The sequence below is a fragment of the Pseudomonas sp. A34-9 genome, from assembly GCF_029543085.1.
Classification (GTDB): domain Bacteria; phylum Pseudomonadota; class Gammaproteobacteria; order Pseudomonadales; family Pseudomonadaceae; genus Aquipseudomonas.
The window spans coordinates 1089377-1105552 of sequence record NZ_CP119967.1; the positions used below are offsets into that span (position 1 = coordinate 1089377).

At 57.8% G+C, this 16176-nt stretch carries 12 protein-coding genes and 1 pseudogene; 7 read left to right on the top strand and 6 right to left on the bottom strand.

Translation table 11 applies throughout. The features are described from left to right. Positions 1-163: 163 nt before the first annotated feature. Positions 164-3598 carry a DUF6543 domain-containing protein gene (locus tag P3G59_RS04655; protein WP_277760628.1) on the top strand — a complete coding sequence of 1145 codons (3435 nt, stop codon included), beginning with the start codon at positions 164-166 and terminating at the stop codon, positions 3596-3598. A gap of 30 nt (positions 3599-3628) precedes the next feature. Here P3G59_RS04655 and P3G59_RS04660 read toward each other — a convergent pair whose 3' ends face one another. Next, positions 3629-4414 carry an IclR family transcriptional regulator gene (locus P3G59_RS04660; protein WP_277760629.1) on the bottom strand — a complete coding sequence of 262 codons (786 nt, stop codon included), beginning with the start codon at positions 4412-4414 and terminating at the stop codon, positions 3629-3631. Between the two features lie 164 nt (positions 4415-4578). Here P3G59_RS04660 and hmgA point away from each other — a divergent pair, with 164 nt between their 5' ends. The 4 genes from hmgA to P3G59_RS04680 all read left to right on the top strand — a co-directional run bounded on the left by hmgA (position 4579) and on the right by P3G59_RS04680 (position 9344). Continuing rightward, positions 4579-5883: a homogentisate 1,2-dioxygenase gene (gene hmgA / locus P3G59_RS04665; RefSeq protein ID WP_277760630.1), complete on the top strand. Its 1305-nt coding sequence runs from the start codon at positions 4579-4581 to the stop codon at positions 5881-5883. A 3-nt stretch (positions 5884-5886) separates the two neighbouring features. After that, the gene (gene fahA, locus P3G59_RS04670) at positions 5887-7191 is read left to right on the top strand and encodes a fumarylacetoacetase (protein ID WP_277760631.1); all 1305 of its coding nucleotides are present in this window, start codon (positions 5887-5889) and stop codon (positions 7189-7191) included. A 12-nt stretch (positions 7192-7203) separates the two neighbouring features. Continuing rightward, a complete protein-coding gene (gene maiA / locus P3G59_RS04675; protein ID WP_277760632.1) occupies positions 7204-7839 on the top strand; it encodes a maleylacetoacetate isomerase in 636 nt (211 codons plus the stop codon). Positions 7840-7988: 149 nt separating this feature from the next. Continuing rightward, positions 7989-9344, top strand: a complete 1356-nt coding sequence (locus P3G59_RS04680; protein ID WP_277760633.1) for an aromatic acid/H+ symport family MFS transporter — start codon at positions 7989-7991, stop codon at positions 9342-9344. A 29-nt stretch (positions 9345-9373) separates the two neighbouring features. Here the strand turns inward: P3G59_RS04680 and P3G59_RS04685 are convergent, their stop codons facing one another. Continuing rightward, positions 9374-10177 (bottom strand): transglutaminase family protein, encoded by an 804-nt coding sequence (locus P3G59_RS04685; RefSeq protein WP_277760634.1) that lies wholly within the window; start codon positions 10175-10177, stop codon positions 9374-9376. A 185-nt stretch (positions 10178-10362) separates the two neighbouring features. On the opposite strand from P3G59_RS04685, the gene P3G59_RS04690 reads away from it, so the two are divergent. Further along, positions 10363-11382, top strand: a complete 1020-nt coding sequence (locus P3G59_RS04690; protein ID WP_277760635.1) for a Glu/Leu/Phe/Val dehydrogenase dimerization domain-containing protein — start codon at positions 10363-10365, stop codon at positions 11380-11382. Between the two features lie 206 nt (positions 11383-11588). Here the strand turns inward: P3G59_RS04690 and P3G59_RS04695 are convergent. After that, positions 11589-11828 (bottom strand): annotated as a pseudogene (locus P3G59_RS04695) (YebG family protein); the annotation flags it as partial. A 339-nt stretch (positions 11829-12167) separates the two neighbouring features. On the opposite strand from P3G59_RS04695, the gene P3G59_RS04700 reads away from it, so the two are divergent. Then, complete coding sequence (locus tag P3G59_RS04700) at positions 12168-12668, top strand: phosphate-starvation-inducible PsiE family protein (RefSeq protein WP_026000737.1); 501 nt, start codon at positions 12168-12170, stop codon at positions 12666-12668. On the opposite strand, the gene P3G59_RS04705 is transcribed toward P3G59_RS04700, so the two are convergent. From P3G59_RS04705 to P3G59_RS04715, 3 genes are all read right to left on the bottom strand, one after another. Next, entirely contained in the window at positions 12665-12982 is a 318-nt protein-coding gene (locus P3G59_RS04705; protein ID WP_277760636.1) for a DUF3509 domain-containing protein, read from the bottom strand. The genes P3G59_RS04700 and P3G59_RS04705 overlap by 4 nt on opposite strands. Before the next feature lie 304 nt (positions 12983-13286). Next, a complete protein-coding gene (locus P3G59_RS04710) occupies positions 13287-14588 on the bottom strand; it encodes a serine/threonine transporter (protein WP_277760637.1) in 1302 nt (433 codons plus the stop codon). Between the two features lie 86 nt (positions 14589-14674). Then, on the bottom strand, positions 14675-16051 hold the full coding sequence (locus tag P3G59_RS04715) for an L-serine ammonia-lyase (RefSeq protein WP_277760639.1): 1377 nt from the start codon (positions 16049-16051) through the stop codon (positions 14675-14677). Positions 16052-16176: the final 125 nt, after the last annotated feature.

The following is a 16176-nucleotide window of genomic DNA, read 5'->3' on the forward strand; positions in this document are numbered from 1 at the left end:
AAGCAACTTTCTTAAAAGTCAGGCTGGTTAATGGTATAAGAATTTGTAATGTATATTTATTGAAATGAAGTTGAGCTTCTGGTTTTTCCAAGATGAATCTATCTTGCGCTTACTCGACGTGGCGGCATGTCGCTGTCATGAAAGAAGTAACCAGGATTAGATGATGACTAATATTTATAAAAGCTTGATGCGTGGTTCGGAAGGTGAGGAATTTACTTGGCTTGTGGAGTGGGAGAAAGCTGCCAGGATTCAGGACGAATTGTTCTCCATTATCAACGCAATGCCGACAGTTCGTACCATAGCCCGACAATTGCTGAAGGACGAATTTAAACGGCAGAGCAAGTCGATCGATATTGATAAGGCTTATATCAATATAAAAGATAAAACGTATGAGAGTGCCACGCGGCCGTCGGGACAACTTGTCGACGTGCTGTTTTATTGCCTTGATCAGAATGTGCTGCCCAATTATCTGGCGGGAGGAGGCGATGGGCTTTTTTATCTGCCGGATACCTTTAGTGATCAATTCAAGGTTGCCGGATGTACGATCTTTGATGTCGAAGATGCCATTACCAATACGTTGCTTAAAATTGAAACAAAGCTTGGTTCGGAAGTATCCAGATATTGGGCGGCTCCGGCCAAGTCATCGATGGCTGATCAACCCTCGCTGACGAATAGACAAGCCCTTCAGCACGCTGTTCTCGCCTTGCTGACGGCAGAGCTTTCTCTGGGTTACATGGCGGGCTATTTTGATAACCGTCTGGGCGCTCGATTTGTTTCTCTGTTGAATGTTGAAAGTGGACGAGGCGCTTATACAGTCTTGTTGAATCCAGTGCCTGATTATCTGACTTTGCTCGGCCCTGGTTTCGTGCTGGATAACGCCGAGCAAAATAGCCCGGAAATGAAGCTGGTCAAGGATTCCACCGGCTATATCATGCATACGCCAGAAAATGGCTTTGAGTATTTTGAAAATAATATTGGTCTGGATGAAAAGCTGCGCGTCAGGCTGTCCTTGCCCGGCAGCAAAATCTCCTACCCCAAAGCACCAAGAAACATCGTATCTCACTATGTTGAGACTCACCTGCAAGGCCAGCTTGAAACTGTTTCGACTCTATTTCGCGTGCGGAACAATCTTGATCAACCGTTGAGTTCCCTGCTCCAGGAAAACCAGGGCTTGCATATATTGCGTCGTGGCGTCAGTACTCGATTCGGTCGACTGCACGCAGCGCTGAAACGTACCGAATGGCCGCGTTGGTTGCGTGAGTCCAGTAGTACCGTGCAGGCGCGTTATACAGAACTGGAAGACACGAAGGATCAATATGACGCCGAGTATCGGAAAGTTTTCGATACAACGTTTTCTTTCAAGGATTACGTCAATCGGACTTTTTCCCGATGGTCGATGGACACGTTGGGCGAGGATCTCGATCCAGAAACAATCGAGGTGCATACGCTTTACACAATGAAGGTTGGCGGCCGTACCATCGAACAGGAGGATACTCGTAGCTTGACCGAATTCATCGTGGTCGGACTGCACGACGCGGGCCACAACGCCCGTATCACGATCAAGGGCACCCCCACAGGTAGCAGGCTCAGCGCCGAAAAGCTTGAACAGTGGCTGAACTCACGCAACATGCGTACTCAGTTTGTTTCGGATATTCCTCCTTATCCATCAGGCGCATTTCAGCAAGCCTATCGCGATCAGTTGTATAGCAAGATCGAGTTGTCACTGTTTATGGTTCGGCAGAGCGGATATTTCAATGAAGGCGACGCGAAGATTGTTGAAAGGGCCCTGGCAGGTGACCCGTCGGTATTTATTCGTGGTGTGAAATTGCGCAATCAGCCGCCCGCACTGAAGGATGTACTGGTATTCACGGTTCGTGAAAATCATGGCTATTTTGTTTTCGCAAAAGTACCTGAAGGTGGCTTCGAACTTCTGAAATTTGCACATGTTTATGAACTGAATGAGCGTTTCGAAGGGGCTCTGGCCAGTGATCGAAGTTACGCTGCGTCGTTGATCCATCCCGATTATCTGTGGGCAGCGGGGCGGTCCAGGTATGAAATGGATACGCGGCACGCTGACCTTTTCCTCAGCGCCAAAGAGCCTTTGGTTGACTATGCGAATGTTGCTTATCGGAATGAGGTTGCGTTGCATGCGACAATTGCGCCCATCGGCTACAAATCACTGGGGGTCGAAGGGCGCAAGCGACTCGCTCGATTGAACACGGAACTCAAGGCGCTTTCGACCGTCGACGCCAGGGAAAATGGTTTTCCCTCGTTTGAACAGTTCACTTACGATGAAGTGAAAAAAACACTCGAACGTATACTTCTGGCTCGCGGGCGAAAGGTGGAAGTTGATCCGGATCTGATTTTTGTAAAGGCAGATAGTTTTCGCAAGAGCATAACGGATCTTTTGATCGAAGGTGTTGTGTTTGAAGCGGGCCATCCAGCGTATGCGCAGAAAAACGATCCAACGTACGAAGTAATCGGCAAACATCCCGTAATCGATGAGCTGGATATCCGGGATCTATCTTCACTATCGAAGACATTCCGTCCGGGTGACAGGTATACCGCGTTGCTGGAAAAGGAATATCTGGATAAAAAACATCCTGACTATGAATTCAAACGCGCCGTGCACGCCAAAAAAGTTCGCTGCGAAATGCATTGCAATGCGTTGGCTGACTTTGTTGATGGCCGGCTTTCCTATGAATTTTTCACGGGGGTGCGACGAGTCATTGATAGTTTGAAAGAGGGTGAAAGACACCAAGTTGTTTCCGATAGCCCGTTCGAAGGTAATGAAGGTTTATTCAAGTTCAATCTGCTGAACGGTTTGACCGAAGCGAACAGTCGCACGGTGGGCGGGGTTTATATTTTCCGGTTGCTGATTGGCTCGGTGTTTCATGATTTGCTTTATACCCCCGATGCACCTGATCGGCTTTCGTTTCGGCCGATTCAGGATTTCATCGGCGACATACGTTATCGTCAAGGGGCATTCAGAGAATATTATATTAATCGGGTCTTGCTCGTTGATAACAAAGCCGTCAATGACTATTTTGATCGTCTTGTGGCAACTACCGATACGCGTGCTCCAATCCAGACCCAGCGCCGTTCGCAGTTGTTTGATCTCTATGTTTTTCATGATGTCAGCGTTCGTCGGGTACTCAGCGATATTGACGAAAAAACCACCAGCCTGAAAGAGGTTATCAGAGGCCTGATTTACGATAATTTAATTAAGGCAGCGAATATCATCAGTCTGGTGGTACCTCCTCTAGGGACGGTTGTCACTGCCGTTGAGCTGATGAAAAGCATCTACGATGGATCGCAATCACACCGCAGAGGCGACTACTCGGCGGCCCGGGGCCATATAAAGGAAGCGGTGGTCGGCCTGTTCACACTGGGTAAAGCCGCCGCCGCCGGCCCCGCTGCCAAGAACCTTACAAGCGTTCAGCGATCCTTTCTCAGTCTTTTCAAGGATGCGAGAACAGTGGCGCAATTTGTTGCCAAGATGGCCGGTCAGACATCGGCGGATGAAGCGCTGGTCGATTTCTTCAAGGACTTGATGAAGGAACTGCCGTCGACTCTCAGCAACACCACCGTGCGTTAATACTGGTGTTCGCGGGTGGGCGCGCGTGAATCAATCCGCGTGTTCATACCCCATCCGCCAACTCACGGCCCGCGTCGCCGCCAGCAATCGCTGCGCCGCCGGGCCGTTTTCGTCGGCGTGGAACAGTGAGGTCGGGCCGACGATGGTCAGCACGGCGGCGACCTGGCCGACAGCGTTGAACACCGGTGCGGACAACGCATCCACACCCGGCATCAGCAAACCATGCACATGATGCAGACCGCGTTCGCGGATCTGTTCGCACAGGGTTGCGTAGGTTTTTTCGTCCTTCAATGGATGATCCACAGCGGCAATTTCCTGCTCGCGCAACTCATCGGTTTCCCGATGGGGCAAGTAGGCGCTGAACACCAGTCCAGTCGATGAACTGAGCAGTGGCAACACTGAACCCAGTTGCGTCACCACCGTCACCGCGCGCACCGCCGGTTCGATATGCACCACGGTCGCGCCCTGATTGCCCCACACCGCCAGAAAGCAGGTTTCGTTGAGTTCGTCGCGCAGTTCGGCGAGTGGCAGGGCGGCGACCTTCAGCACGTCCATACTATTGAGTGCGGCAAGGCCAACGCGCAACGCTTCACGGCCGAGACCGTAATGGTTGGTGGCGGCGTTCTGCTCGGCAAATCCCGAGGCGATCAACGCCTGCAGATAGCGATGCACCTTGCTCGCCGGCATCTGCACGTGTTCGGCCAGGCGCGACAGCGAAGTGGAGGGCGACAACTCGGCCAAGGCCTTGAGGATGTCGGTGCCGACTTCGGCGGAGCGGACTTTCTGTTTGCCGTTGCTGTCGCTGGTTTTTTCCATGGTGCGGCCGGGTTCCGAAACGAATGGGCGTCTTTATAGCTTGACGCTGGATAGCGAGCAAATTACGTTATGCGTAATCTAATTACGATAATAACAACCCCGGCGTGCCGAAACCTCTGAGCCAGAGCGATGGGCCACTGCCGACTCCCTGTTCAGGAGGCTCCATGAACCTCGATTCAACCGCGCAGGCGTTGACCTATCAGTCCGGTTTCGGCAACGAATTCAGCTCTGAAGCGTTGCCCGGCGCGCTACCCGTCGGCCAGAACTCCCCGCAAAAAGCGCCGTACGGCCTGTACACCGAATTGTTTTCCGGCACCGCGTTCACCATGACCCGCAGTGAAGCGCGGCGCACCTGGATGTACCGGATTCAGCCGTCGGCCAATCACCCGGCCTTCGCCAAACTGGAACGGCAACTGGCGGGCGGCCCATTGGGTGAAGTAACGCCCAATCGCCTGCGCTGGAACCCGCTGGAGATCCCGGACGAACCTACCGACTTCATTGATGGACTGGTAAGCATGGCGGCCAACGCCGGCGCCGAAAAACCGGCCGGCATCAGCATCTACAACTACGCCGCCAATCGTTCGATGGAACGCGTGTTTTTCAACGCCGACGGCGAACTGCTGCTGGTGCCGCAACTCGGCCGCCTGCGCATCGCCACCGAACTGGGTGTGCTGGAAGTGGCGCCGCTGGAAATCGCCGTGCTGCCGCGTGGCCTGAACTTCCGCGTGGAATTGCTCGAGCCGCAGGCGCGTGGCTACGTCGCCGAGAACCACGGCGCGCCACTGCGCCTGCCGGATCTGGGGCCGATCGGCAGCAACGGTCTGGCCAATCCGCGCGACTTCCTGACGCCGGTCGCCGCCTACGAAAACCTCCAGCAGCCGACCACGCTGGTGCAGAAATTCCTCGGCCAGCTATGGGCCACCGAACTCAATCACTCGCCGCTGAACGTAGTGGCCTGGCACGGTAACAACGTGCCGTATAAATACGATTTGCGCCGTTTCAACACCATCGGCACCGTCAGCTTCGATCACCCGGACCCGTCGATCTTCACCGTCCTGACTTCGCCCACCAGCGTGCATGGTCTGGCCAACCTCGACTTCGTGATCTTCCCGCCACGCTGGATGGTCGCCGAGAACACCTTCCGTCCGCCGTGGTTCCACCGCAACCTGATGAACGAATTCATGGGCCTGATCCAGGGCGAATACGACGCCAAGGCCGAAGGCTTTGTGCCCGGCGGTGCGTCGCTGCACAGCTGCATGAGCGCCCACGGCCCGGATGGCGAGACCTGCACCAAAGCAATCAATGCCGAGCTTGCACCGGCGAAGATCGACAACACCATGGCCTTCATGTTCGAGACCAGTCAGGTGCTGCGCCCAAGCCGTTTCGCCCTCGACTGCCCACAACTGCAAACCAGTTACGACGCCTGCTGGGCCACGTTGCCCGCCACGTTCGACCCGACCCGGAGATAACCCATGACTCAGACTTCCATCACCCGCAGTTGGGTTGCCTCGGCCAACGGCCACGCTGATTTCCCGCTGCAGAACCTGCCGCTCGGTGTGTTCAGTACCAACGGTTCGGCGCCGCGCGCTGGCGTGGCGATTGGCGAGCATATCTTCGATCTGCAAGTGGCGCTGGAGGCCGGGCTGTTTGACGGCGTCGCACGCAGCGCGGTCGAAGCCATGCACGGCGGCCAGTTGAACGCGTTCTTCGACCTCGGTCGCGAAGCGCGTGTGGCGCTGCGCGCACGTCTGCTGGAACTGTTCAGTGAAGGCAGCACCCTGCGCGGCAACATCGAAGCCCAAGGCGCGAAACTGCTGCCACTGGCCGCCGATTGCCAGCTGCATCTGCCAGCACGTATCAGCGATTACACCGACTTCTACGTCGGCATCGAGCACGCGCAGAACGTCGGCAAACTGTTCCGTCCGGATAACCCGCTGCTGCCGAACTACAAGCACGTGCCGATCGGCTATCACGGTCGCGCCTCCACCGTGCGCGCGTCCGGCACTGACGTACGGCGTCCGAAAGGCCAGACCTTGCCGGCCGGTGCGAGCGAGCCGACCTTCGGCCCGTGCGCACGCCTGGACTATGAGCTGGAACTGGGTATCTGGATCGGTCAAGGCAACGAGATGGGTGACTCGATCGCCATCGGTGACGCGGCGGATCACATTGCCGGTTTCTGCCTGCTCAACGATTGGTCGGCACGCGATATCCAGGCCTGGGAATACCAGCCGCTGGGTCCGTTCTTGTCGAAGAGTTTCATCACCAGCGTCTCGCCGTGGGTGGTCACCGCCGAAGCGCTGGAGCCATTCCGAACCGCGCAACCGCAGCGTCCTGAAGGTGATCCGCAGCCGCTGCCGTACCTGTTCGACCAGCGTGATCAGGACGGCGGTGCCTTCGACATCGAACTGGAAGTGCTGCTGCTCACTGAAGGCATGCGTGAGCAAAACCTGCCGGCCCATCGCCTGACCTTGAGCAACACGCGCTACATGTACTGGACCGTCGCGCAAATGGTTGCGCACCACAGTGTCAACGGCTGCCAGTTGCAGGCGGGTGACCTGTTCGGTTCCGGCACGCTGTCCGGCCCGGAAAACGGTCAGTTCGGCAGCCTGCTGGAAATCACCGAGGGCGGCAAAAAGCCGATTGAGCTGGCGTCTGGCGAGGTGCGTAAATTCCTCGAGGACGGTGACGAAATCATTCTGCGCGCACGGTGCGCTCGCGATGGTTTTGCTTCGATCGGCTTCGGCGAATGCCGTGGCAAAGTGCTGGCGGCGCGCTGACAGGAGCGGGTGATGGATCTTTATACCTATTACCGTTCGACCTCGTCGTACCGGGTGCGAATTGCGCTGGCGCTCAAAGGGCTGGACTACCGGGCGCTGCCGGTCAACCTGATTGCACCGCCGGGTGGCGAGCATCGGCAAGCGGCGTATCTGGCGATCAATCCACAGGGCCGGGTGCCGGCCTTGCGCACTGACGAAGGCGGTTTGCTGATTCAATCGCCGGCCATCATCGAGTACCTCGAAGAACGTTATCCGCAGGTGCCGTTGCTGCCTGAAGATCTGCTTGCCCGTGCGCAGGTGCGGGGTGTGGCGGCGGTGATCGGTTGCGATGTGCATCCGCTGCACAACGTCAGCGTGCTCAATCGCCTGCGTCAGTCGGGGCAGGACGAGCCGCAGGTGGTCGAGTGGATCAGTCACTGGATCAGCCAAGGGCTGGCGACCGTGGAGCAGTTGATTGGCGATGAGGACTTCTGTTTTGGTGAGTGGCCGTGCGTGGCCGATGTTTACCTGATTCCGCAGTTGTATGCGGCCGAGCGGTTTAACGTCAGTCTCGAGGCGTATGCGAAAATTCGTCGCGTGGCGGCGCTGGCGGCGGAACATCCAGCGTTCATCAAGGCCCATCCTGCCAACCAGCCAGACACCCCATAATCCCCCCTGTGGGAGCGAGCCTGCTCGCGAAGGCTGAGTGTCAGCCACCGTTCATTTAGCTGACACAGCGCATTCGCGAGCAGGCTCGCTCCCACAAGGTTCTGCGTTGAGCCCCCTAAAAATCATAAAAACAAAACAGGTACCTTGCGATGCATAACCAGATTGCCAGCTTTCGGGCGGCACTCGACGCCCGTCCGGTGTCCCGCTATCAGTGGTTGCTCTTGATCCTGCTCGCGTTGCTGCTGGTCACTGACGGCTATGACGCCCAGGTGCTCGGTTACGTGGTGCCCGCGCTGGCGCAGGACTGGGGCCTGGAAAAGTCCGCGTTCGGCCCGGTTTTCAGCGCCAACCTGCTCGGCCTCACGCTCGGTTCGCTCGCCGTCACACCGCTGGCTGACCGCTTTGGCGTGCGACGGATTCTGCTCGCCTGTGTACTGATTTACGCCACGCTGACCGTGCTGATGGTCTTCGCCGATTCACTGAACACGCTGATGATTGCACGCTTTATCTGCGGCATCGGCATGGGCGGGGCGATGCCCAGTGCCATGGCGTTGATGTCGGAATACTCACCACCGCGTTTGCGCACCTTGATGGTAACGCTGGCGGCGTGTGGCTTCTCGTTCGGTGGCGCGGCGGGTGGTTTCGTCGCCGCCGGTTTTATCGACCGGTTCGGCTGGCAAGCAGTGTTTCTCGCCGGTGGCGTCACGCCGTTGCTGCTGTTTCCGTTTCTCTGGTGGATGCTGCCGGAGTCGTTGCCACGTCTGCTTCGTGATGCGCCGCCGTACGCGCGGCTGCGCAAAGTGACTGCGCGCATGCTGCCGGACTGGCAACCGCCGGTGGCGACTGTCGAGCAGAACGAGCGGGAGCAGGGCAGCAAACTGACGGTGGTCGAGTTGTTCCGCAATGGCTACGCGCGGCCCACCGTGCTGATCTGGGCGACTTTTTTCGTCAGCCTGATCCTGTTGTATTTCATGATCAGTTGGTTGCCGACGCTGCTGCTGGAAAGCGGTCTGAAACTCAACGAAGCCAATCTGGTGACGTCGATGTTCCTGTTCGCCGGCACCTTGGGTGCGATCTGCATGGCCTGGTTTGCCGACCGGTTGAAACGCAAGGTGCGTTTGTTGTCCGCAGTGTTGGCCGGTGCGGCGCTGTGCACGATTCTGCTCGGGCTCAATCACGACAATCCGCGTTATCTGGTGGCCTGCGTCTTCGCCGCCGGGTTCTGCATCATCGGCGGGCAACTGACGCTGAATGCGTTTGCCAGTAATTTCTACCCGGCGCAGGTGCGTGCTACGGGCACCGGTTGGGCGTTGGGTGTGGGGCGTTTTGGTTCGATTCTCGGGCCGCTGTTCGGCAGCCTGTTGCTGGCGATGCACATTCCGGTGGCGCAGATTTTCTTCTTCTGTGCGATTCCGGCGGTGATTGCTGCGCTGCTGATCATTCAGGTGCGCTCACCCTCCGAAGGACGTTCGTCAGTTGGAATGGGGATATCTGTCAAATCCTGAAGAGCAAAAGATCGTCCGATCTTTTGTTTTTAATGGACGACGGAATTGGGCGGCAGGTGGCTGAGGCGTTCGGTCAGGCGCAGGCGCTGAATCGGGTCGTCACTCAGCAACAACGCACGCTCCAGATCGAAGCGTTCAGCGTTCGGGCAGTCGAGGCGTTGGTACAGGCTGGCGCGGGCCAGGTAATCAGCGGCAGCGCCGTCACCCAGTTCGAGCACGCGTTCGGCGTCGATCAGTGCAGCGATGTAATCATCGTGTGTCAGGTGCAGTTGCCGCAGGTTGCGTGACAGGCGCTGGAGCATCTGCTGGGGCGAGGCGGTCAGCAGGTGCTCGGCGTTGAGTTTCATCTGCGGCCCGTACTGGCGCTGCAACAGTTCGCGACAATCGTTGGGATACAGACGTCGACCACCGCACGGATCGAGCAAGTGATCAGCGCCGGGCACGCGCAGCAGGAAATGTCCGGGGAAGTTGACCCCGACCAGAGGAATCTCCAGGCCACGCGCCAGCTCCAGGGCAATCAGCGCCAATGCCAACGGCTGGCCGCGACGGGTCTGCAACACTTTGTGCAACAGCGCCGCCTGCGGGCGCAGCGGCAGGAAGTCGTCCTGGGCAAAGCCCAGATCAGTCATGCGCCGCAACAGGGGCTGCGCCAGTTCACTGACCGGCAGCATCGGCAAGCCGTAACTGACCCGCTGTTGGAGGTCCTTGAACTCTTGCAGCAACGCTTCGGGGTCGACCGCTTTTTCGTGCTCGGCCGCCATCCACAGCGCGGCTTCGAACAGCGCGGGCGGTGAACGGTGCAAGCATTCGAAAAAACGTTGACGCGCACTCATCGAAATCTCCGGGGAATGCCTCGTTTTAGCCCGGTCCGTGTCATTCGTCCAGTGCCTCGCAGCGCCGGTATCGGGTTATGCCGCAAAGCCGTTGTCGACGCGGGCGCTTATTCCTGTGTGCTCCAGCAATTTTCAGGCGCAGGCCTATACTGGCGTTCTACAAGAAGTGATTCGGGAGCCCAACGATGTTTGCGCTCATGCAAAGCACTCGCCTGGAATCGCTGCACCTTAGCGTTGACCCGGTCTCCGGGTTGAAGGCGGTCATTGCCATCCATAACAGTCGCCTCGGGCCAGCCTTGGGTGGATGTCGTTATCTTGCCTATCCCAATGACGAATCGGCTGTCGAAGACGCCATCCGTCTCGCTCAGGGCATGAGCTACAAGGCCGCTTTGGCGGGACTGGAGCAGGGCGGCGGAGTTGCGGTGATCGTGCGCCCGGCGCATGTGGAAAACCGCGGAGCGCTCTTTGAAGCCTTTGGCCGCTGCATCGATCAGCTCGACGGCCGCTACATCACCGCCATCGACAGCGGTACCTCGGTGGCGGACATGGACTGCATCGCTCAGCAGACCCAGCATGTCACCAGCACCACGTCGGCCGGTGACCCCGCACCACACGCAGCGATGGGCGTGTTTGCCGGAATTCGGGCAACCGCCATGGCACGGTTGGGCAGCGACAATCTTGAAGGTTTGCGCATCGCTATCCAGGGCTTGGGCAATGTCGGTTACGCATTGGCCGAGCAACTCCACGCCGCCGGGGCGGAACTGCTGGTCAGCGACATTGACCACGGCAAAGTGCAACTGGCGATGGAACAACTCAACGCTCACCCCATCGCCAACGATGCGTTGCTCAGTACGCCATGTGACATCCTCGCGCCGTGTGGTTTGGGCGGGGTTTTGAACAGCCACACGGTGACGCAACTGCGTTGCTCGGCCGTGGCGGGTTCGGCGAACAATCAACTGACGCACCTGGACGTCGCCGATCAACTGGAACGGCGCGGGATTCTGTATGCGCCGGATTATGTGATCAATGCGGGTGGGCTGATTTACGTGTCGCTGAAACATCGTGGCGAGGAATTGCCAACGATTACTGCGCATCTGTCGAAGATCAGTTCACGGCTGACAGAGGTATTTGCCCATGCGCAGGCGGAAAAACGCTCGCCGGCACGAGTGGCGGATGAGTTGGCAGAGAAAGTTTTGTATCGCTGAAACGCAAAAGATCGCAGCCTTTGGCAGCTCCCACAGGAAATACACATTCCAAATGTAGGAGCTGCCGAAGGCTCGGGCCGCGATCGGACGATCTTTCAAGGACGCGCTGATTACTTCGCGGCTTTTGCCGCTTTGGCTGGCTTGGCCGGTGCTTCAGCAGTTTCCGCCGCCTCAGCGTGTTCAACCGGTTCGGCCGGTGCGTTGAGCAGCTCGGACAAAGCATCCGGCTGGCTCTTGAACGCCCGGGCGAACACATCGCGATTCTTCGCCATATAGATCCCGGCTTCTTCCACTTGCTGTTCAGTCAGCGACGGAACGGCTTTTTGCAGCACATCGGCCAGATATTCGGCCAGTTCGAGCATTTTGTCATGACGGTCAGCTTCGGCTTTATCCATGAACAAGCGCTCCAGATCTCGGCTGCTGCGGTATACCACTTCGACGGCCATTCACCACCTCACATGCCTTCACATTAAGTTGTCTTGACGACTACTGTATCCATATACAGCGAAAAGGATAAGCGAATCCCTGCGCCATGGGTAGTGGCTTTTCAATGTAGACCGGATTTCGGGTTTGTCAGTTGGACCTTATCGTCTGCATTCGCGAGCAAGCACGCTCCCACTGGGATTGTGCAAAACCCGGTGCCTGCGACCAAACGCCACGGCGCGGGTTTGGCGGCGGCTCGCCATGATGGCGTGGCCTCTTTTCTGCATGAAAACCGTTACGTGCAGAAAACCGTCACGTCCAACACGCATCATCCGCTCGCATTCGAGCTAAGGAACATCATCGTGAAAATAAACTGGGCCGAGAAACTGCGGCAAAACGTGCATCAACTGGCCGAGTCCCTGGGCAACCTGTTCGTCGAAACCTTCCACTATCTGGCGCTGTTTGCCATTGGTGCGGTGACGGCGTGGGCGGCGGTGATGGAGTTTCTCGGGATGCTCGAGGAAGGCCACATCAAGATCGATGACATTCTGTTGCTGTTCATCTATCTCGAACTGGGCGCAATGGTCGGGATTTACTTCAAGACCAACCACATGCCGGTGCGCTTTCTGATCTACGTGGCGATCACCGCGCTGACCCGTCTGCTGATTTCCAATGTCTCGCACCACAACCCGCCGGACATGGGCATCATCTACCTGTGCGGCGGGATTCTGCTGCTGGCGTTCTCGATTCTGGTGGTGCGTTACGCCTCGTCACAATTTCCTTCGGTGAAGATCGAGAAACCGCAGCGCAAACTTGGCGCCGGTTCCAGCGAGCATCCCGAAGTCGAGAAAGGCGAGCTTTAAAGCCCGGCCGCTTGTCCGGGCTGGCCGATCAGGCGTGGCGGTGGCGGTGTCAGTCCGTCGCCGCTGGTCATCGCTTCGAGAATCGCCATGGCGCTGTGGCCCTGTTCAATTGCGATGCCGAATTGAATGCTTTGCACCAGGCGCTTGAGGCGCGCAGGGTCATTGCGCTGTTCGGCGCTGATCATGCGTTTGGCCACGATGTGGCCGCTGTTGGACAGGGTCAGCATGATGCTGCCGTCCAGGCCCTGAATGCTCAGGTTGATCTGATAGTCCGGCGCGAAGGCATCGGTAATGATCTGAAAAGGATTGTCCATGATGTGTCACCGCCTGATTGAACGTGCAGTTGTTGACCGGCCGTGATCGGGTTGGTTCGCCAAACCGGATCACCGGCGATTCCGTGGCCTGTATTTGTTGCTTCATGTAGGCGCTGTCGAGTGAAGCGAGGCTGCGATCTTTTGATCTCCGGTGTTTTGATTTCGATCATGAAGATCAAAAGATCGCAGCCTGCGACAGCTCCCACAGGGGAGTAGCAAGGGCTGTGCCGGGAAAATTGTCGAACAATGAACACGGGCATAAAAAAGGCGAACCACGTGGCTCGCCTTTTTTAATGGCCCGTTTTCAGGGCAGAACCGAGTAGATGATCGCTGACAGTGCAATCAGACCGATCAGCACCACAAACACGTTGGACACCTGGCCCGAATACTGGCGCAAAGCTGGCACGCGACGGATGGCGTACATCGGCATCAGGAACAACAGGCACGCAATCACAGGCCCGCCGAGGGTTTCGATCATGCCGAGGATGCTCGGGTTGAAGGTCGCCACGGCCCAGCAACTGAGGATCATGAACACGGCGGTTGCACGGTTCAGCCAGCTCGCCGACATTACCCGGCCACGGCTGCGCAGGCTTTTTACGATCATGCCCTGAAAGCCTTCGCTGGCGCCGATGTAGTGGCCGAGGAAGGATTTGGTAATTGCCACCAGCGCAATCAGCGGCGCGGCGTAAGCGATCACTGGCGTCTGGAAGTGGTTGGCCAGGTACGACAGGATTGAAATGTTCTGCGCCTTGGCTGCCGCGAGATCCGCCGGGGAAAGCGCCAGCACACAGCTGAAGCAAAAGAACATCACCGTCACCACCATCATGCCGTGGGCCATGGCGAGGATGCCGCTGCTTTTGCGTTCGGCCTGCTCGCCGTAGCGTTGTTTCTGATCAACCGCGAACGCGGAGATGATCGGCGAATGGTTGAACGAGAACACCATCACCGGGATCGCCAGCCACATCGTCTTGAAGAAAACCGACATCGGCATGGCTTCTTGAGCACTGGCGAAAAACGCGCCGTTCCAGTTCGGGATCAGGCTGAGCGCAAGCAGCAGCAATGCCGCAACAAAGGGATAAACCAGCACGCTCATGGCTTTGACGATGACCGACTGGCCGCAACGAACGATGGTCATCAAGCCGAGGATCAGCGCCAGCGAAAGGATCGCCCGTGGCGGCGGGGCGATGTGCAATTGGTGTTCGAGAAAGCTGCTCAGCGTGTTGGTCAGCGCCACGCTGTATACCAGCAGAATCGGGAAGATCGCAAAGAAGTACAGCAGCGTGATCAGCTTGCCGGCACCGATGCCGAAGTGTTCTTCGACCACCTCGGTGATGTCCCCGGAGCGCCCGGACAACACAAAACGGGTCAGGCCACGGTGAGCAAAAAACGTCATCGGGAAGGCAAGTACAGCCAGAATCAGCAACGGCCAGAAACCACCGACGCCAGCGTTGATCGGCAGGAACAAGGTGCCGGCACCAATTGCGGTGCCGTACAGGCCGAGCATCCAGGTGGTGTCGAACTTGCTCCAGCCCTTGTGGGCCGTTTCTGCATTGCGTGTGCGGTCTACAGCGGGATTTTCGGCAGCAGGTGTACGTACATCGGTCATCGGTATCGCCTCGTTATTATTTTTGCTCGGGCTCACGGTTGGCAGACCGTCGGGTGCGGTCTGCCGGGGCGGTCAGGGCAAGCGCCTCAGCATTCCACCCAGCTCACGGCCAGGCCGCCCCGTGAAGTTTCTTTGTATTTGTCGTGCATGTCGGCGCCGGTGTCGCGCATGGTGCGGATCACCCGGTCGAGAGAAATGAAGTGGTTGCCGTCGCCGCGCAGGGCCATTTGCGTGGCGTTGATCGCTTTCACGGCTGCGATGGCGTTGCGCTCGATGCATGGCACTTGCACGAGGCCGCCGACGGGGTCGCAGGTCAGGCCGAGGTTGTGTTCCAGGCCGATTTCGGCAGCGTTTTCCAATTGTTCCGGGGTGGCTCCGAGTACATCGGCAAGGCCGGCGGCAGCCATCGCACAGGCCGAACCGACTTCGCCCTGACAGCCGACTTCGGCGCCGGAGATCGAAGCATTTTTCTTACACAGAATGCCGACGGCGGCCGCGCCCAGGAAGAACGCGACGACATCATCGTCAGACGCGTCCGGGTTGAATTTCATGTAGTAGTGCAGAACCGCCGGAATGATCCCCGCAGCACCATTGGTCGGAGCAGTGACCATGCGCCCGCCAGCCGCGTTTTCTTCGTTGACGGCGAGGGCGAACAGGTTGACCCATTCCATGGCCGACAGCGTCGAACTGATCACGTTCGGCTTGCCGATCTCCAACAGGCTGCGATGCAGTTTCGCTGCACGACGCGGCACATTCAGACCTCCGGGCAGGATGCCTTCGTGGCGCAAGCCTTGTTCAACGCATTCACGCATCACCGACCAGATGTGCAGCAGGCCCTGACGGATTTCTGCGTCGCTGCGCCACGCGCGCTCGTTGGCCATCATCAGTTCGGACACACGCAGGTTGTGTTGTTTGCACAGTGCCAGCAGTTCGGCAGCGCTGGAAAAGTCGTACGGCAACACCACATCGCCGGCCGGGGCCACACCGGATTCGGCTTCTGCCGCTTCGATGATGAAACCGCCACCGACCGAGTAGTACGTTTGCTCGAACAGCTCGGCCGTTTCGCCAAAGGCTGTCAGGGACATGGCGTTGGGGTGGTAGGGCAGGCTCTCGTCGAGCAGCAGGAGATCACGCTGCCAGTCGAAGGCAATGTCTGTCTGACCGGCGAGGCACAGTTGGCCTGTCTCGCGCACTTGCTGGATGCGGGGATCGATGGTCGACGGATCGATGCTGTCCGGCCATTCACCCATCAGGCCCATCACCGTGGCGCGGTCGGTGGCGTGACCGACGCCGGTGGCAGACAGCGAGCCGTATAAACGGATTTCCACACGGCGTACATCGTTCAACAGATGTTGATCGATCAGCGCCTGAGCGAAGGTCGCTGCCGCCCGCATCGGGCCGACAGTGTGGGAACTGGACGGGCCGATACCGACTTTGAATAGATCGAAAACACTGATAGCCATGCTAAACCCTTACAAGCAATGGAGTATAAATCGCTGCCATTTTTTGTAGGACAAGCGCAATGTCGGCGATACTGCCTACCTCGGTCCTACGTGACTAACGAAACTTCCTAAGTAAGCCTTTAGCA